At 33.2% G+C, this 17,190-nt stretch carries 17 protein-coding genes (1 of these 17 cut by a window edge); 1 reads left to right on the top strand and 16 read right to left on the bottom strand.

Annotated features, from left to right (window positions below; translation table 11 throughout):
* The 9 genes from porM to OQ292_RS13005 all read right to left on the bottom strand — a co-directional run.
* On the bottom strand, positions 1 to 955 hold the 5' portion of the coding sequence (gene porM, locus OQ292_RS13045; RefSeq protein ID WP_284682575.1) for a type IX secretion system motor protein PorM/GldM. It extends 647 nt beyond the left edge of the window; only the first 955 of its 1,602 coding nucleotides appear in the window; the start codon lies at positions 953 to 955; the stop codon falls past the left edge of the window.
* Between the two features lie 30 nt (positions 956 to 985).
* Positions 986 to 1,804: a type IX secretion system motor protein PorL/GldL gene (porL, locus tag OQ292_RS13040; protein WP_284682574.1), complete on the bottom strand. Its 819-nt coding sequence runs from the start codon at positions 1,802 to 1,804 to the stop codon at positions 986 to 988.
* A 72-nt stretch (positions 1,805 to 1,876) separates the two neighbouring features.
* Positions 1,877 to 2,914 carry a T9SS ring complex lipoprotein PorK/GldK gene (gene porK / locus OQ292_RS13035; RefSeq protein WP_284682573.1) on the bottom strand — a complete coding sequence of 346 codons (1,038 nt, stop codon included), beginning with the start codon at positions 2,912 to 2,914 and terminating at the stop codon, positions 1,877 to 1,879.
* 137 nt (positions 2,915 to 3,051) lie between these two features.
* Positions 3,052 to 4,035, bottom strand: a complete 984-nt coding sequence (locus OQ292_RS13030) for a PorP/SprF family type IX secretion system membrane protein (RefSeq protein WP_284682572.1) — start codon at positions 4,033 to 4,035, stop codon at positions 3,052 to 3,054.
* Positions 4,036 to 4,387: 352 nt separating this feature from the next.
* Complete coding sequence (locus OQ292_RS13025) at positions 4,388 to 5,179, bottom strand: uroporphyrinogen-III synthase (protein WP_284682571.1); 792 nt, start codon at positions 5,177 to 5,179, stop codon at positions 4,388 to 4,390.
* Positions 5,180 to 5,217: 38 nt separating this feature from the next.
* Positions 5,218 to 6,360: a DUF4271 domain-containing protein gene (locus tag OQ292_RS13020; RefSeq protein ID WP_284682570.1), complete on the bottom strand. Its 1,143-nt coding sequence runs from the start codon at positions 6,358 to 6,360 to the stop codon at positions 5,218 to 5,220.
* A 6-nt stretch (positions 6,361 to 6,366) separates the two neighbouring features.
* Positions 6,367 to 8,010 (bottom strand): ShlB/FhaC/HecB family hemolysin secretion/activation protein, encoded by a 1,644-nt coding sequence (locus OQ292_RS13015; RefSeq protein ID WP_284682569.1) that lies wholly within the window; start codon positions 8,008 to 8,010, stop codon positions 6,367 to 6,369.
* A 72-nt stretch (positions 8,011 to 8,082) separates the two neighbouring features.
* Positions 8,083 to 9,378: an ABC transporter permease gene (locus OQ292_RS13010; protein ID WP_284682568.1), complete on the bottom strand. Its 1,296-nt coding sequence runs from the start codon at positions 9,376 to 9,378 to the stop codon at positions 8,083 to 8,085.
* 130 nt (positions 9,379 to 9,508) lie between these two features.
* Positions 9,509 to 12,169, bottom strand: a complete 2,661-nt coding sequence (locus tag OQ292_RS13005) for a M14 family zinc carboxypeptidase (protein ID WP_284682567.1) — start codon at positions 12,167 to 12,169, stop codon at positions 9,509 to 9,511.
* A 103-nt stretch (positions 12,170 to 12,272) separates the two neighbouring features.
* Between OQ292_RS13005 and OQ292_RS13000 the strand changes: the two genes are divergently transcribed.
* The gene (locus OQ292_RS13000) at positions 12,273 to 12,983 is read left to right on the top strand and encodes a DUF429 domain-containing protein (protein ID WP_284682566.1); all 711 of its coding nucleotides are present in this window, start codon (positions 12,273 to 12,275) and stop codon (positions 12,981 to 12,983) included.
* Positions 12,984 to 13,032: 49 nt separating this feature from the next.
* On the opposite strand, the gene rpsC is transcribed toward OQ292_RS13000, so the two are convergent.
* The 7 genes from rpsC to rplC are packed head-to-tail and all read right to left on the bottom strand — an operon-like array spanning position 13,033 to position 16,931.
* A complete protein-coding gene (gene rpsC / locus OQ292_RS12995; RefSeq protein ID WP_284682565.1) occupies positions 13,033 to 13,794 on the bottom strand; it encodes a 30S ribosomal protein S3 in 762 nt (253 codons plus the stop codon).
* Between the two features lie 20 nt (positions 13,795 to 13,814).
* The gene (gene rplV / locus OQ292_RS12990) at positions 13,815 to 14,216 is read right to left on the bottom strand and encodes a 50S ribosomal protein L22 (protein WP_284682564.1); all 402 of its coding nucleotides are present in this window, start codon (positions 14,214 to 14,216) and stop codon (positions 13,815 to 13,817) included.
* 14 nt (positions 14,217 to 14,230) lie between these two features.
* On the bottom strand, positions 14,231 to 14,506 hold the full coding sequence (rpsS, locus tag OQ292_RS12985) for a 30S ribosomal protein S19 (RefSeq protein ID WP_284682563.1): 276 nt from the start codon (positions 14,504 to 14,506) through the stop codon (positions 14,231 to 14,233).
* Positions 14,507 to 14,513: 7 nt separating this feature from the next.
* The gene (gene rplB / locus OQ292_RS12980; RefSeq protein ID WP_284682562.1) at positions 14,514 to 15,341 is read right to left on the bottom strand and encodes a 50S ribosomal protein L2; all 828 of its coding nucleotides are present in this window, start codon (positions 15,339 to 15,341) and stop codon (positions 14,514 to 14,516) included.
* A gap of 37 nt (positions 15,342 to 15,378) precedes the next feature.
* On the bottom strand, positions 15,379 to 15,666 hold the full coding sequence (gene rplW / locus OQ292_RS12975) for a 50S ribosomal protein L23 (protein ID WP_284682561.1): 288 nt from the start codon (positions 15,664 to 15,666) through the stop codon (positions 15,379 to 15,381).
* A 12-nt stretch (positions 15,667 to 15,678) separates the two neighbouring features.
* Entirely contained in the window at positions 15,679 to 16,299 is a 621-nt protein-coding gene (gene rplD / locus OQ292_RS12970) for a 50S ribosomal protein L4 (RefSeq protein WP_284682560.1), read from the bottom strand.
* 8 nt (positions 16,300 to 16,307) lie between these two features.
* Entirely contained in the window at positions 16,308 to 16,931 is a 624-nt protein-coding gene (rplC, locus tag OQ292_RS12965) for a 50S ribosomal protein L3 (RefSeq protein WP_284682559.1), read from the bottom strand.
* Positions 16,932 to 17,190 lie beyond the last annotated feature (259 nt).

Below are 17,190 nucleotides of genomic sequence, written 5' to 3'. Positions count from 1 at the left end.
TGGTATCACCCATTGGAGTTTGAATAGTAATTTCACCTTTCCAAGTTTGCTTAGATTTGTTCTCATTATCATATGAGCTAGCAGCAGCTACAAATTCAATAATGCCTTTTCCATCTTCTACCTTAACAGGCTTACCATTGTAAGTCATTGAAGGCTTTGTTGTTGAAGAAGAAGCAGCCATAAACATTTCAGCTTTGTATTTAGTACCTGCAGCTACAACTCTAGATTCGGGACTAACTACTGGAATGATTTTATCAAATCTTAACTCAGATGCTCCAACATCCTTTGCCAACTCTTCTAAAGTCTGCGCTTCCAAAGTAGCAACTTGAGATTGAAACTGACTGATAATTGCCAAACAAGCTACAGTTGGAGTATGGTCAAAATTTAGATAAGCAAAATCTTTACCTTTTGAATCTGGATCATTTTTAAACTCCTCTATTTCAGCAGCTGGTTTAGCTAGCTTACCAAAAGATAAAGAGTCATGTAAAGTATTTACTTGGTCAACATACTCGTTTAACTTCTTCTCTAACTCATAAGCTGCACCATTTTTTGTTCCTTCAGCTCCAAGTGTATAAGCCATCTGCTTATCATAATCTTTTGCTCCTTTAAGAGTGCCATCTTCATCTCTACCACCAGTTTTATCAATAATGGTTTCTCTCATACTACTTAGGTAAGAAAGCATATCGCTTGTAAGGTCATGAGCCTTTTTTGCCCTATTCAATACTGAAACGTCACTTGCCTTATTACCTTTTTTTTCTACCTGAGCCTGAATAGCTTGAATTCTAACACTATTTTGATCTCTAGTAGAATTTACAGATTGCCTTAAACTTTGATCAATGAAGATGAACTTTTGAAGCACTGTGTTACTTACCTGCAATGCTAACATCGCAGTAAGCACTAAGTACATCATTCCGATCATCTTCTGTCTTGGGGTTTCTTTTCCTCCACCTGCCATATTTAAGTTTCTTTAAATTAAAAAATCAGATTAGCCTTTCATTGCAGTTAACATATTTCCATAAACCTTATTCAATGAAGCAAGGTTAGTGGTTAACTGTGTCATCTGAGTTTTGAAATGCTGAGATTCTTTACTAGCATCTGCCATACCTTCCATTGCAGTAGTAAGGTTGCTATAAAATTTATTCATAGCTTTCAGATGACTATTAGCATCTTTAAGTTCCATTTCGTAAACAGCATTTAGAGCCCCAAGGTTTTTAGTCATAACCTGTACCTGAGCGTGGTAATCCTTAGCGTCTTTTGCAGAATCTGACATAGCACTCATCGCACCTAAGGTAGTTGAGTAAGCTTTGCCTAAATCAGACATATTTTTAGTAGCAGTTTGTAGACTCTTAGTATATTCGTTAGAAGCTACTGCAACATTACTTACATCTTTCATTTTCGCTACAGAATCGTTAAGCGTTCTCATACCCATTCCAAAGTTTTTAAATACTTCAGTGTTAAGATTAGCTTCTGCAAGCATTTTATCCATTCCAGCAAGTGCTGCTACATTTTTACCATTATCATTACTTTTCTTTACAGGTAAAGAACCTGGGTGATTCTCTGCTAATTCAGGATAAACTTTTTCCCACTCATAGTGAGCTTCAGGTGGTGGAGCTGGCTGAAAAGCACCAATTAAGAATAATCCCGCTTCCGTTAATAGCCCAATCGTTAACATCTCTCCTGCTCCTGCCCAGTGCATAATTTTGAATAATGCTCCAACTACAACAAGTGCTGCTCCAACACTAGTTACTTTTGGCGCAACTACTCTATAAAAATAATCTAATTTTGATTCTCGCTTTTTACCCATTTTAATTTACTTTAAGTTAATTATCTAAACGATTAATAGCTTATTACTTTTTATTTATTAATAATTCTAATTTTAAAATTCAAATCCAGAAGACCTTCCTAAGTGAGTCATTGCACAACGGAAACCGATATACGATCTAGCTGTATCTCTATACTCATAGCTTCTTGTACCTGTTTCTATGTAGAAAGATATATCTTTCCATGAACCACCTCTGGTTACCTTTCTTTCTTCCATCTCATCGAAATAGGTAGGGTTTAAGTCCCAAACAACAGGATAGCTAGCAGGATGGAAAGCATCTTCGCACCACTCAGACACATTACCTGACATATCATATAAACCATAACCATTAGCAAAGTAAGATGCTGTTGGAGCTGTATATTGGAAACCATCATCATAATAGTTACCTCTACCAGGTTTAAAGTTTGCTAGTGAACAGCCTTTACCATTTCTAACATAAGGACCACCCCAAGGATACTTAGCCATATCTAAACCACCTCTTGAAGCATATTCCCATTCTGCTTCAGATGGAAGTCTAAAGTTTGGCATTGGAAACTGACCTTCTGATTCGCGATAAGCATTCAAATAACTAGTTCTCCACTCACAAAATTCTTTTGCAGCAAGCCAGTTTACACCTACAACAGGATAATCATCAAAAGCTGGATGCATGTAGTAATACCTTACCATAGGATCACCCATATGATACGTAAAATCTTTTTCCCAAACTGTTGTATCTGGGTACAATGTAGCCATAATATCAGCTTCTGTCCAATCAGAACTTGTATCAGAAGCATCTAATAAATTATTAATGAACTGACGATACTCATTATTTGTAATTTCTGTATCATCCATAAAAAAGCCACCAATAGTAATCTGCTTATTCAAGTTGATTTTTGAAGAAGTGATGTCTTCATCTGCTTGCCCCATATGAAAGGTTCCAGATGGAACGAATGTCATTCCATAAGGAATAGTTTGCTCAAAACTTTCACGATCAGGAACTCCTACCAGCTCTCCCTGATCGCCACGACTCCCTCCAAACATACAACTTTGTAATGACGCGAACGTCAAGAGGGAAAGATAGATTAATAAATGTGAGTTAAATGACTTATTCATAATTATTTTCCAATTTAGCTCCAATTTTCTATTAGATACCTGACTATTTTACCTAACTTTTAAACTAGTATTTTTATTTCTTTTATTCTTAATAAATTTTAATGATAACAATATTATTTAAAAAAATATCCACATCATTATTCAAATCTGAATCGTGGTGTCCTAATAATTGATGGTTCAAATACTTGTAATGCTGGGATTTTATAAGAAAGAAGTATTTCGTGTGATGTAGTTTCTTTTGCATTCTGTGCTTTTAAAGTATAATCAAATGCATAACCTAACCTTAATGATTTGTCCTTTAAAAGATTTACCCCTACAATCGCAATAGCTGCCTCCAGTTCCCTCATCGACAAACCTGTGTAAAACTTTTCATTAAAAGTAGCTATAACACTTGATTCTATCGAAAATGTATTCATATCAGACTTTACAATTGCAGATGGTGTAAGTTTAACAGTTCTCGTTAAATCAAGATTTACCCCTGCTAAAAACGTATAATGACTTTCCAGTTCGTTAAAAGAAATATTCGTGCCATAATTGAAATTTGATCTATTTAAATGGCTAATACTCATTCCTGTAAAAAATTTATCATTTACATCTTTATAATAAATTCCTGCTCCAAAGTCACTCACCATTTGACTCTCTCTCCCACTCAATTGCTGATACAATGGTTCATTTACTGGATCTGTAAATCTCAGCTCATCCACATTTAATTGTTGATTATAAAAACCTCCTCGTACCCCAATTGCTATAATTCCTCTAGATACTTTGATTTGATATGCTAAAGAAAGCTGGGCTTCTTGATTTGTAACAGGTCCTATTTTATCATTTACAAAATGCAATCCTACTCCCAAGTTATACTTTTCAAACGGCATGCTAATACTTGCAACTTGTGTTGTTGGGGCTCCTCCATCGTCAAAACTTCCTTCATAACCCAACCACTGTGACCTATGTATTACACTAAATTCAATTTGCCTAGTATTAATTCCAGCTGCTGCAGGATTCAGATAAAGCTGATTGAACATATATTGACTAAACTGGGCATCCTGTTGAGCGTGTAAAAAATCTGTAGCAAGAAAAAAGTTTACTACTAAAGTTAAAAAGTAAATCTTTGACCTATTCATAAAGGTTGAGGTTGCATTAGTTAATACTTATAATTAAATACAATTGAAAAAAGTTTATTGTGGTAAAAGATTCTAATTTGTAATTTAAAAAAATAACTTTCAACCATTCTTGAAGTATAAAAATGTAGTATTTTACCCTTATTTACACAATTACATTAAAAAATAAAAGCATGAATCATCAACAGAAGCAATATTACCTTAATACAACAGGAATGAAACATGTAAGAACAAATACAAATCTATAATTAACAGATGAAACATTTTGCTTCTGAAAATGTAATTGTTCACTAAAAAAAAACCATGTGTTTAAAAAAGCACATGGTCTAAAATTAAAAAATATTTTGAATTGTTATTAATCAATTTTATTTGCTTTCCTTATATAAAGCTCAATTGCACCAGTCATTGAAGGAGCATTTGGCAGTGGAGCCTCTATATCAAGATACAAATCATGATCTCTAACCGCTTGAGCTGTAGTTGGACCAAATGCAGCTATTCTTGTTTCATTTTGTTTAAAGTCCGGGAAATTAGCAAATAATGACGAAATACCAGATGGACTGAAGAAGGCAATAATATCATAGTTAACATCGGCTAAGTCCGAGAGATCACTAGCTACCGTTTTATAAATAACTGCTTCACTTAACTTATAAGCATTCTCTTCCATAAATTCAGGAATATCACCCTTTCTTATATCTGAGCAAGGGAATAAAAACTTCTCATCTTTATGCTTTTTAATAACATCTAACAAATCTTTAGCTGTTTTCTTACCAGTAAATATCTTTCTTTTACGAATTACTATATACTTCTGTAAATAGTGAGCAGTTTGCTCAGAAATACAGAAATACTTCATATCACTTGGGATTTCTATCTTCAGCTTTTTTGCAATAGAAAATAAATGGTCAATTGCATTACGACTTGTGAAAATTATAGCAGTATGATCAAGAATATTTATTTTTTGTTTTCTGAATTCTTTTACATCAACTGGTTCAATTTCTATAAACTGCCTAAAATCTACTTTTAAATTGTACTTTGTAGCCAGTTGATAATATGGTGAATTAGGATTAGAAGGCTTCGGCTGTGAGACCAAGATTGATTTTACTTCTTTAAGGTTTTCATTGCTAAGTTTCTGTTGAGCTATCTTACCCATATTTCCTTTTTTTTTACAAAAAATATTAAAAACTAAATTTAGAGTAACCTTAATATTATGGCTGCCGGAATAAATTCAGTGATGCAAAAATATGAAATTAAATACACTTTTTTAAATGATATTATACTATAAATCCTAAAACTGACAAGAATTGATATCAATAAAAAAACATAATACAGAGCATTTAGGATGAATGATTCACTTATAAAGTGAGGATAAAAAGAATGGATGATCGTAATAAGAAAAAGTATAGTAAAAAGAAATTGCGTAACTACAATATACTCGTTTATATGAATATTAATCTCACTTTTTAGGTTGTAAAGTTTACCTGCCACATTAATTAAAACTATCTTCAAAAAAAATAAACTTAATAAGAGAAAAAATGAAGATACTATCTTCTCATTTACTGAGAAAATAGAACTAAAGTTTTCAAAAAGTGCAGATGCAACTTGGAAAAATACAATTTCTGATTTCTCTATATTTATAAGAACTACTACAACTACTAAAGCTGAATAAAAAACGAAAAGTATAATATCTGTAACACTTATTTTCGTCTCTTCTTTTAATTTCTTTTCAAAGAAAAAAGATAAGAATGCTGATGGAAAAAAAAGATAAAACAATGGGTTATCTGTCCATTTTACCATTAATAGCATTGAGCTTATTCCTAAAATCAATAATAAATAACTAGTATTTTCAAAAGGTAGTTGAAACCTGTAAATACCACTTTGTAAATTTTCTTCTGCAAAGTGGTAATCACCGGATAATTGAGCATCAACATCCGTGATTATCACATTCGGTGGTTTATTAAAACTATTTTTTGTGTGTAAAGAAATAAAAATACTTTCTTCTATTGACCCTACATCAGTAATTTTTTTTACGGGAATCTGTACCTCTCCTCCTTTATTATCTAAACTATAATAAAGCTTATTATTGATAAAAACATCAACTTGTGACTCATAATTAATTGCTAAGTTCTTGTCTTTATAATGACTTAAATAAATATATAAAGATAGAGCTTTAACATCTTTATGAACTTCTGGAATGTAAGGAATATAGATTTTTTCTTCCCAATCATAAATAAGCCATTCATCATCCAAAGGAACAGCATTTTGAGTTATGCTTTGTGCAATTAATGAAGTTGAGAAAAATAAAAAAAATAATATTAGAGAATTATACTTCATACTATTCTAAAAAATCGCTTTATAGCCAAAATGAAATCTGGAATTATCAAAAAATTTGGATGTTTTATCTTCTTTTCCGAACCCGAAAGCTAATAATAGATTACCGTTTTTAATCGTAAGATTTAAACCTGCGCCTAAACCTATTGGAATAGAATTACTACTATTATATTTTTCTCTAATATAGGCAATGTCATTAAAAATAAATAAATATGATTGGTCTGCCATATTTACTCTAATTTCATTATTCAAGATTAAAAATTCATCCGCAAAAAAAATATTTTCTGAGAATCCTCGAATAGAATAAATACCTCCAGCCCTAAACATTTCTGATTTATATACATGAGCTCCACCTATAAGCCCAAAATTGATATTATTTACCAGTGTGAAATTACGGTTTAAAGTAGTATACTTTTGTAAATCAGCCTTTAAAATATATCTTAAATTTTCTCCTGACAATGTATCCGTAGAGACCAAATACAACTTCCTTTTACCTAAATAAACCGAAAAGTTTGCTCTCCAGCCACTAGATGGATATAGAATGTTATTTAATGTGTGTCTTAGAAAACTAATGCCAAACATCTTCGAAGAAATTTTAGCATTACCACTAGGCAAATTATCTAAAGTTGTACTCTCTTCATCCAGATTAATATGACTTTTACTCAAATACGAAAAACTAATTTCACTCTTTGCGGTCAATCTTTGAGAAAAACCCAGTTCCCAAGATAAATTCCTGAATGTGCTGTCTTCTTGTAAAGAATTAAGTTGAAAATTTAAATCCAAACCAGAATTAACAAAATTGGGGTGGCTATAACCTAAATTGTAAACTGGAGAAGCTTGTTTTACTCTTTGCCAATTAAAAAGTAATTCTTTACCGGAGCCAAAGGGGTTATATAGTTTGAAATCTAGCTGACCTGTTAAAGACACTTTACTATCTGAAGATGAGTTTGTTGCCAACCCTAATACTCCATCAAAAGAATTAACCTTTTCTTCTTTTAAATAAAGTACCACAACAGCCTTATCGTAATCAAAAATAATATTGGGCTCTTTTGTTAAAGATAAATAAGGTAATTCGTCTATATTACTCTTTATCTCATCTATCTTTTTTTGACTAAAAGGCAATTGAATATTTTCTGAATTTGATGTTAACTCTAAATACCTAGCCAAAAACTTTTTTTTAATCCTAACATCACCGTAAACCTGTAGACTATCAAAAACTATTAAAGTTCCTGCCTGATATTTACAGTAACTAACTATTTCATCATTTAAAATATTTGTGTTAATAAAAGATATGCTGGCGAAAGGATGTCCACTATTTTCCGACTCAGAAATAATTCTGTCTTTAAAAGCTAATAACTCATCTGAATGAAGCTTTAAATTTCCTAAGCTATCAGGCTTATAGCCAGACTTAATCAACAATTCTGCAGGAATTTCTTTAACTTGAAGTGTAACTTTTAAAGGAGAGGTTTTCTTAGTGGAATCATATTCTCGAATATTTTTTCCATTTTTTGTGAGTGTGTCCTCTTTATTGATAAAGCTATATAATTGCTCTTCAGCCTCAAATTTACCTTGTGAATAAAGAGGTGAAAGAAAAAAAATCTTATCAATTAAGAAAAATAAAAAAGTAAATTTTAAAAAGAATGACACATCCACTCAATCAGGTTAAAAAATAACATGAATGAAGAACGTCTTCCAAATATTAATATTGACAAAAAATAGCGATAATTAGCCTTGGGCTAAAACTTCTGAAATATCTGTACGATAAGCTTGAAATGCAGGTATAACCGCAGTAAACACACCTAGTAATGCAGTTGCAACAAACACATAAATTTCTTCATTTAAGATAACACTACCAGTAATTCCCGCTTTTTGTCCTTCTTCAACGAGTGTACCGATTACTTCTAAAACAGCATGGCCCAACAACAATCCTAAAACACCACTCAAAATACTTATTAAAACGCCTTCTACAATTACTAAAATAAACAACGTAGCTCTAGAAGATCCTAATGATCTCATTACAGCTAAGTCGTACTTTCTTTCCTTCAATGCATTATAAAGAGCGATAAAGATGCTTAGAACCGCAATAAATACCATCAAATACGCAAACCAAGTAAGCATGTCCACTCCAATTCCCATAATAGAAAACAATCGTGCTATTTCAAAAGCAGGTGAGGCAGCTTGCATATTAGTTTGTTGATTAATTATTCTAGGCATGGTGATCGCCGCCATTGGGCTCTTAAATTTCACCAACATAGATGTAATTTCACTATCATCATCCCCTTTAGGAAATCCTGCAAGAACTGGATTCTGAGTTGTCAAGCTATCATTATTAGTACGTAATTTTTCTTCTGCATGAATGTGATCTCCTTCATGATTCTCTTTTGTATGTTCCTCTTCCTCTGCATGTTCGTGTACATTCCATACACTTTCTATATTTGTTAGTATAAGATTGTCAAGCACTGAATTTGAAAATGAAAGTATGCCAGCTACTTTGTATTTAGCCTCTTCATGATCATTACCTACAGCTTCTCCCATACCATGAGCCCCATAAAATGTTTCTCCAACTTTTAATTGTAACTTTTCAGCAACTGCACTGCCTAATGTTACTTCCATAGGCTCTTCCCACAACTTGCCAGAAGCAATTGTTGCACTATAGTGCTCAACATATAAATGATTAGTTCCTATAATTCTGAAAGACTCATAGCTATCTCCTAATGCCAATAGAATTGCCTTCTTTACCATTGGATTTGAAGCTAACTTCCGTGCTTCACTTAAAGAAATGTTACCTGTTGGAAAATCGATATGAAAAATATTACAGAGAACTAATTGCAAAGGACTACCTTTCGCTCCTATAACTAAATCTATCCCTTTTGCATTTTTACTAAGTTTTTCTTCCAGCTGATTACTTAATAAAATAAGAATAACAATAATGGCTATACCTAGTGAAAGTATTAGGAGGTTTAAAGTTGTATTTAACGGCTTAGCCTTTAGGTATTTCCAGCTGATTAAAGGGAGATTCATAATTAAGATTAAATTTTCACCCGAAATTAAAAGAGTTCTTTTATTGTATGAAGTAGTATCTATATTTTTTGAAACCTATTGAAAAAAAATCCCCACTCTGTAATTAAAGTGAGGATCTTTTTCTTTATAATCACATTCCTTTCAATAGCATTACTGCATTTTGCATCATTCTGGAAGGGCCTCTCCAAAACATTCTATACTGAGTATTATCCAACATTAATACTACTTTGCCTTTCCCCATAGGCACTACTACATTGTTAGCTTTCCCTTTTAAATGTTCAAGATTTTCTTTAGATGCATAGCCAGAAGCCAAGATATTCGAAATGTCCATATCGTAATATCCTACAGTTTGTATACCCGCTGCTGGCTCAAAACCATCATTGCCAAACTTTAATGAATACAATTTATCTGTCATTCCAAATGCTAGAGGGTTTGTGTTATCAATAATTGTATTTAAGGCAGTACCCGGAATTCTTTTTAATCCATTGTAATCTGTTAAATCCTTATATTTTACAAACTTTGCTACATCTGATGAGTCTTTAGGCATTTCAGCAAGTTCTACATTGGTGAAACCAGAGTGTTTTGAAGTAAAAAATGTACTAGCGTTTTCTGTTGCAATTAATACTCCTCCACTTTGAACCCATTGCTTAATATCTTCAATAGCTTCGGCATCAAATACCTCTTTCAAATTATTAGGAGACGCACCAGGCATTATCAAAACATCATAATCAAACAAATTTGCACTTCCATAGCGTCTACCAAACTGAGAAAGACTACTCTGTGAAAGGCTACTTGCTCTAATTTTAGATATTGGTAACTCAGTATCTTGATCAAATAAAAACCAAATTTGCCCAGCTGTATAAGAATTAAATGGATTATCTACCAACATAGCCACTTTAGGCTGTTTAACTGGTCTCATATTTCCAGAACCTAAGTCAAGACCCGTTAGCATTCTGCCTGTATCAAAACCATCGATAGTTACATTTGCCTTTTTTGCAATTTCCTGCATATCTGCTTCTATATCCTCTTTCTTTTCCAGATTTCTACCTATCAAAACTACAAGAGTACCTTCATAAAAAGTCTTTTTGCCGTCACTAAACTTTTTACTTGCAGAGCGAACTTTATATCCCATTTCCCAAAGCATACTTAAAGCTTTAGGTGCAAACCTTTGCTTCCATTCAATTACATAGGCATAAGCAGCATCAGGATTGTTAACTCCAGAAGGGAGTGCAGGCTTTTCAGTAACAGCTTCTGTTTGAACATTTAAGGCTTGTGCACTTGTAAAAGCTTCTAAATTATAGGCCAGTGGAGCAGACCAAGTTGCCATATCGTACATCACTGAGTCTTCAATCTCCATTTGTCTTTCAAAAATGGTATGAATAAATAGATGTTTAGGCTGATTGGCAGAAATAATGTAAGTACCAGTAGAAAAAGTTTTAGATTCGGACTTTCCAGTTCTGTAATTTGTAAAACCAGATTTCGACGAAATATTTTGAGTTGTTTTTTCCACTTTTACTCCATGTCTCAATAAAGTACCAATCAACTCATATAAATAGCTACTGTTATCATCAGGTAGAATGTAACTTTTATTAGACGATTTACTATTCGCAGGATTTAAAGCATTATAAAAATATTGCTTAAATATTTCTTTTCTTTCAACTACCTTTTTAATTGTAGCCAAAGAAGTTTGATAGTGATCAAATATTTTTTGCCTAAGTCTCAAGATATAACCATCCTCTGTTTCTATGGCTCTACCTGACCCAATTCCACCTTGTTCTGTTAACATACCAATCGCTCCCATTACTGATGGATAACTCGAACCATAACCAGGATAAAAGAAATCAAAAGCTTCTCTGGTAAAATACATGATGTTATGCTTATTAAAAGCTTCGATATTGGCTTTACCAATTGTATCTGCTAGTACTTCATATTGATCTGGCAATAATTTATTTCTTGGAGTAGTACCTGGAACAGTAAAATAATTATTATTATAACCCTGCTCATGATAATCTGTATGCACCTGTGACATCCACTCCTGATAAACTGAAGCATGTCCTCTAGATTCTGGGTGTACACCCCAAACCCAATCTCTATTTAAATCGAACCAATAATGATTTGTTCTCCCATTTGGCCAAGGAGCATCATGCTCTAATTCATAAGGATCTGTAGCAACTACATTGCTCTCAGCAGATTTATACCAATAGACGAACCTATCTCTTCCATCTGGATTAATACACAGATACAATACCATTACAGCATTATCTAATAAGTTGGCGGTTCCCTCATCAGTTGCAGCAACTAAACGATACGCTACTTGCATCGCAGCCTCTGTACTTGAAGCTTCATTACCATGTATATTATAACTGTAAGAAATTATTACCGGATCATTTTTTATATAATCTTCGGCCTCACTAGAAGGGGTATTTATAGGATCAGCAAGCTTCAAATTATTTTCTCTTATTTCCTCAATACGTTGTTGATTTTTTTCTGAAGTGATTACCATATAAACTAATGGCCTATCTTCATAAGTTTTTCCATATTCATGAACAGTAATCTTTGAAGAAGATGCTGCCAAAGCATTCACATATGCTACTGACTGATGATATATGGTATAAGTTTCACCTAACTCATATCCTAAAAAGTCTGCAGGAGATTGAATATCCTCATCAAAAGTTATTTCAGGATCAAAAGCAAAACGTTCTGGTATTAAATTAAGCTTTTGAGCTGTAGTCTTTGAATAAATCAAGCCCACTAATAAAAAAAATAAGCTAATTCGTAGTATTCTATACATCTAATAGTAATTTAAAATTGACCTTTGTTATTATAATAAAGCAAAAATACAATTTATTCTTAGTATTATTAAATAAACAGAGAGATTCATTACTACTTAAAGTATGCATTTTATAGGTATCGATGGATGTAAAGCGGGATGGTTTTGCATTTCTTTTGACGAAAACCAGAATTGGGAAGCTAATATATTCTCCTGTATATCAGAAATCTTTAATTATTATAAAGAAATTAAAGTTGCTTTAATTGATATGCCAATTGGATTACCTCATAAAACTAAAAGAAGCTGTGATATTGAAGCAAGAAAACTTTTAACAAGGAGAAGGTCTTCAAGTGTATTTCCTATTCCCTCAAGAAATGCCATTTATGCAAAAACTTATTTAGCTTCTTGCCAGAAAAATGTAGTTGATCTTGGTGTAAAAGTCTCTAAACAGACATGGAATATCTGTAATAAGATAAAAGAAGTGGATCAATATATATCAAAAAACATTGATGCTGTAAAGGTATTAAAAGAAGCACATCCAGAACTCAACTTTACAGCTTGGAATAATCAAAAACCAATGTTATGCAATAAAAAATTAAAAGAAGGGGAAATAGAAAGATTAATGATATTACAAAAGAACTTAAATGCTACTAACGAAATAGTAAAATATTCAATGGAAGAATATAAAAGAAGTCAATTAACTAAAGATGATATTTTAGATGCAATGATTTTAGCATTAACTGCTTTGCATTATCCTAATATTGCATCTATTCCAGAAAATGAAGAATATGACGTAAAAGGATTAAAAATGGAAATTGTATTCTATAGGAAATAAAAAAACCTGCTCAGCAGCAGGTTCTTTTATTAATATATATCTAAATGTATTATTTCTTTCTTCTTCCACCTTGTCTTCCGCCTCTACCACCTGGTCTTCTGTTTCCTCTCTTGTTCTGGTTTCCTTGATCACGTCCCTCACTAGAACCACCAAGATCAACATTTGCACTTAGATCAGGCTTACCATAAATCTCTCCTTTAAAGATCCATACTTTTACACCGATTTTTCCATAGATAGTTTGAGCTTCTACAATTGCATAATCGATGTTAGCACGAATAGTGTGAAGTGGAATTCTACCTTCTTTATAAGTTTCATCTCTTGCCATCTCAGCACCACCAAGTCTACCTGAAACTTTAATTTTGATACCTTGAGCTCCCACTCTCATTGAATTAGCAATTGCTTGTTTCATTGCTCTTCTGTAAGAAACACGGTTGCTAATTTGTTGAGCTACAGATTCTCCAACTAGTTTAGCATCAAGTTCAGGTCTTTTAATCTCAAAGATATTGATCTGAACATCCTTACCAGTTAGTTTCTTTAACTCTTCTTTTATTTTATCAACCTCAGCACCTGCTTTACCGATAACAACACCAGGTCTTGCAGTATGAACTGTAATTGTAAGACGCTTTAGAGTTCTTTCGATTACAATTCTAGAAATACCCGCTCTTGGATTAGGGATACGAGCACTGATATATTTCCTGATCTTTTCGTCTTCAACAAGTTTTGAAGCAAAATCTTTACCTCCGAACCAGTTTGATTCCCATCCTCTGATGAATCCTAGTCTAAGGCCAATTGGATTTACTTTTTGTCCCATGAATAAATCTTGATTATATTTTAATCTTTGTTTTCGTCTTCAACTACCGCTTCTGATACACCTTCATCAGAAGTATCGTTCAGAGAATCAACTATTAGAGTTACGTGGTTTGAACGCTTTCTAATTCTATGTGCTCTACCTTGTGGTGCAGGTCTAAATCTCTTAAGAGTTTTACCTTGAGTAACATAAACTTCTTTCACGTACAAATCGGCATCTTCAATTGAAGCATCAGGGTTTTTATTTTCCCAGTTAGATATAGCAGACAGCAATAATTTCTCAATATACTGTGCTCCAGCTTTCGATTCAAATTTTAATATATTGAGGGCAGTGCTCACTTTTTTGCCTCTGATAAGGTCTACAACAAGACGCATCTTACGAGGGGCAATACGAACATTTCTCAATATGGCTCTTGCTTGTTCCATTTTTTAAATATTCTTTATCTTTTCTTATCTTTTTTAGCAATGTGACCTCTAAAGTTCCTAGTTGGAGCAAATTCACCCAACTTGTGACCTACCATGTTCTCAGTAACATATACTGGAATAAATTTATTTCCATTATGCACTGCGAAAGTATGTCCGATGAAATCAGGAGAAATCATTGATCTTCTAGACCAAGTTTTAATCACTGATTTCTTTCCACCCTCGTTAATTGAATCTACCTTTTTCTCAAGGCTGAAACTTATATAAGGCCCTTTCTTTAATGATCTAGCCATATCTTAATTATTTTTTACCTTTTTTACCTATTATTAATCTGTCAGAATACTTATGAGGCGATCTGGTTTTCTTACCTTTTGCATAAAGACCAGTTCTAGATCTAGGGTGTCCACCTGAAGATCTACCTTCACCACCACCCATTGGGTGATCAACTGGGTTCATAGCAACACCTCTAACTCTTGGTCTTCTACCTAACCATCTCTTTCTACCAGCTTTACCTAACTGCTCATTCATATGATCACTGTTAGATACAGTTCCGATTGTTGCATAACAAGTAGCTAACACCATTCTTGTTTCGCCTGATGGTAACTTAAGAGTTACATACTTACCAGTTCTACCAAGTAACTGAGCATATCCACCTGCACTTCTTACCATTGCAGCACCTTTTCCAGGTCTTAATTCAACATTATGAATAATAGAACCTACTGGAATCTTACCTAATGGTAATGCATTTCCAACTTCTGGAGCAACACCCTCACCAGTAATAATTTTCTGCCCTACTTTTATCCCCTCTGGTGCTAAGATATAAGTTTTCTCACCATCTTCGTACTGAATAAGCGAAATGTATGATGTTCTGTTCGGATCGTATTCTACTGTTAATACCTCAGCACTTACATCATGCTTAGCACGCTTAAAATCAATAATACGGTATCTTCTTTTATGACCACCACCCCTGTATCTCATGGTCATTTTACCGGTGTTATTTCTACCTCCGGATTTTTTTATCGGCGCGAGTAATGACTTTTCAGGTTTGTCTGTAGTAATTTCACTGAAAGTCGGAGCAATTCTGAATCTTGTTCCAGGAGTTATCGGCCTTAATTTCTTTACTGCCATTGCTTAAATCTTTGAAATATTTATTACTTAGAGGAAATTAAACATTATCGTAGATATCTATAATCTCTCCTTCGGCAAGTTTTACTATAGCTTTCTTCACGTCAGAGCTCTTTCCTGAAATAAAACCTGCTTTAGTGTAGCGAACTTTAGATTTACCTAGATAATTCATAGTGCGTACTTGTTCAACAGTTACACCATACTTACCCTCTACTGCTTCTTTTATCTGAATTTTATTTGCCTTTATATCTACCACAAATCCATAAACACCTGATTCGTTAAGTGCAGATACTTTCTCTGTGATGATAGGCTTTTTTAATATTTGCATAACTTAAATATTTTAAAAGTTTGAAAACTTCTCAATAGAATTTTCAAATACCAACAACTGATCTGCATTCATGATATCATAAGTATTTAGGCTATCAACCGTAGTTACTTTAGATTTAGGCAGATTTCTTACTGACAAAATGATTGATTTATCAGCTTCTGGTAAAACTAGTAGCACTTTTTTACCCTCAAAATTAAGACTCTTCAGTATTGAAGCATATTCTTTAGTTTTCGGAGCATCTAATGTAAAGTCTTCAAGAATTGCTATTGAAGATCCACTAGCTTTATATGAAAGAGCTGATTTTCTAGCTAATTTTTTAAGCTTTTTGTTTAGCTTAAAGCTATAATCTCTTGGTTTTGGACCAAATACTCTACCACCACCTCTAAAAACAGGAGATTTAATACTACCAGCTCTGGCAGTACCAGTTCCTTTTTGTTTTTTAAGTTTCTTGGTTGATCCAACTATTTCTGCTCTTTCCTTAGATTTATGAGTCCCTTGACGTTGATTAGCAAGAAACTGCTTTACGTCTAGGTATATGGCATGATCATTTGGCTCTATACCAAAAACTGAGTCTGGTAAACTTACTTTTTTACCTGTCTGACTTCCGCTTTTATCAAAAACTTCCAGTTCCATTGCTTAGATTACTTTTCGATATATACATAAGAATTTTTCGCACCCGGAATTGCACCAGTAACTACTAGTAAATTTTGTTCCGGATATATTTTAATTACTTTAAGGTTTTCAACCTTAACTTTATCATTCCCTTTTCTACCAGCCATTTTTAAGCCTTTAAAAACTCTCGCTGGATAAGAACAAGCACCAATAGCACCTGGGTGTCTTTGACGGTTATGTTGACCGTGTGTAGACTGGCCAACACCACCAAAACCATGACGCTTTACAACACCTTGAAAACCTTTACCTTTCGAAATTCCTGTTATATCAACAAAATCTCCAAGAACAAATACATCTTCGATAGTGATTACATCACCAGCTTTGTATGCTGAACTATCAAAATCTTTGAATTCTTTTACTTTTTTCTTAGGCGCAGTACCTGCTTTGCTGAAGTGTCCCGCTAAAGGACTGGGAGTGTTTTTCTCTTTTTTGTCTTCAAACCCTAACTGAACTGATGTATAACCATCAACATCAGCGGATTTTACCTGAGTAACGACACATGGCCCAGCTTGAATAACTGTACATGCCATGTTTTTACCATTCTCATCATAAATGCTGGTCATTCCGACCTTCTTACCAATAATTCCGGGCATCTTTATAATCTTTACTTTTGCAGCGGTTGTAACAAACAACTTACTGATTACTTCGATAAAAATATGTGTGAACTTCGCTGCAATACCTTTAAGCCACTTACATATTTCCCTCTTAAAAGGAGTGCAAAAGTAGTAATTAATTTATTGTAAGCAAACCGTACACTAAAAATAAGTGATTGTTTTTTAAGTTTTAGTAAATTTTATAGCTTGTTGAGACAATATTTTTATAAAGAGAGACTAAAAATCACTTTTTCCCTCC

Source organism: Chondrinema litorale (assembly GCF_026250525.1).
Taxonomy (GTDB): domain Bacteria; phylum Bacteroidota; class Bacteroidia; order Cytophagales; family Flammeovirgaceae; genus Chondrinema; species Chondrinema litorale.
The sequence above is the reverse complement of the archived record's forward strand: the minus strand, read 5'-3'. Positions and strand labels throughout refer to the sequence as shown.

What these genes read in the sequence shown, in the direction of transcription:
- rplB (WP_284682562.1), bottom strand. Translation starts at nt 15,341, where the DNA reads ATGGCAGTAAAGAAATTAAGGCCGATAACTCCTGGAACAAGATTCAGA.
- rpsS (WP_284682563.1), bottom strand. Translation starts at nt 14,506, where the DNA reads ATGGCTAGATCATTAAAGAAAGGGCCTTATATAAGTTTCAGCCTTGAG.
- OQ292_RS13025 (WP_284682571.1), bottom strand. Translation starts at nt 5,179, where the DNA reads ATGGGTAAGATAGCTCAACAGAAACTTAGCAATGAAAACCTTAAAGAA.
- porK (WP_284682573.1), bottom strand. Translation starts at nt 2,914, where the DNA reads ATGAATAAGTCATTTAACTCACATTTATTAATCTATCTTTCCCTCTTG.
- rplC (WP_284682559.1), bottom strand. Translation starts at nt 16,931, where the DNA reads ATGCCCGGAATTATTGGTAAGAAGGTCGGAATGACCAGCATTTATGAT.
- OQ292_RS13030 (WP_284682572.1), bottom strand. Translation starts at nt 4,035, where the DNA reads ATGAATAGGTCAAAGATTTACTTTTTAACTTTAGTAGTAAACTTTTTT.
- rplV (WP_284682564.1), bottom strand. Translation starts at nt 14,216, where the DNA reads ATGGAACAAGCAAGAGCCATATTGAGAAATGTTCGTATTGCCCCTCGT.
- rplD (WP_284682560.1), bottom strand. Translation starts at nt 16,299, where the DNA reads ATGGAACTGGAAGTTTTTGATAAAAGCGGAAGTCAGACAGGTAAAAAA.
- OQ292_RS13020 (WP_284682570.1), bottom strand. Translation starts at nt 6,360, where the DNA reads ATGAAGTATAATTCTCTAATATTATTTTTTTTATTTTTCTCAACTTCA.
- OQ292_RS13000 (WP_284682566.1), top strand. Translation starts at nt 12,273, where the DNA reads ATGCATTTTATAGGTATCGATGGATGTAAAGCGGGATGGTTTTGCATT.
- rpsC (WP_284682565.1), bottom strand. Translation starts at nt 13,794, where the DNA reads ATGGGACAAAAAGTAAATCCAATTGGCCTTAGACTAGGATTCATCAGA.
- OQ292_RS13010 (WP_284682568.1), bottom strand. Translation starts at nt 9,378, where the DNA reads ATGAATCTCCCTTTAATCAGCTGGAAATACCTAAAGGCTAAGCCGTTA.
- porL (WP_284682574.1), bottom strand. Translation starts at nt 1,804, where the DNA reads ATGGGTAAAAAGCGAGAATCAAAATTAGATTATTTTTATAGAGTAGTT.
- OQ292_RS13005 (WP_284682567.1), bottom strand. Translation starts at nt 12,169, where the DNA reads ATGTATAGAATACTACGAATTAGCTTATTTTTTTTATTAGTGGGCTTG.
- rplW (WP_284682561.1), bottom strand. Translation starts at nt 15,666, where the DNA reads ATGCAAATATTAAAAAAGCCTATCATCACAGAGAAAGTATCTGCACTT.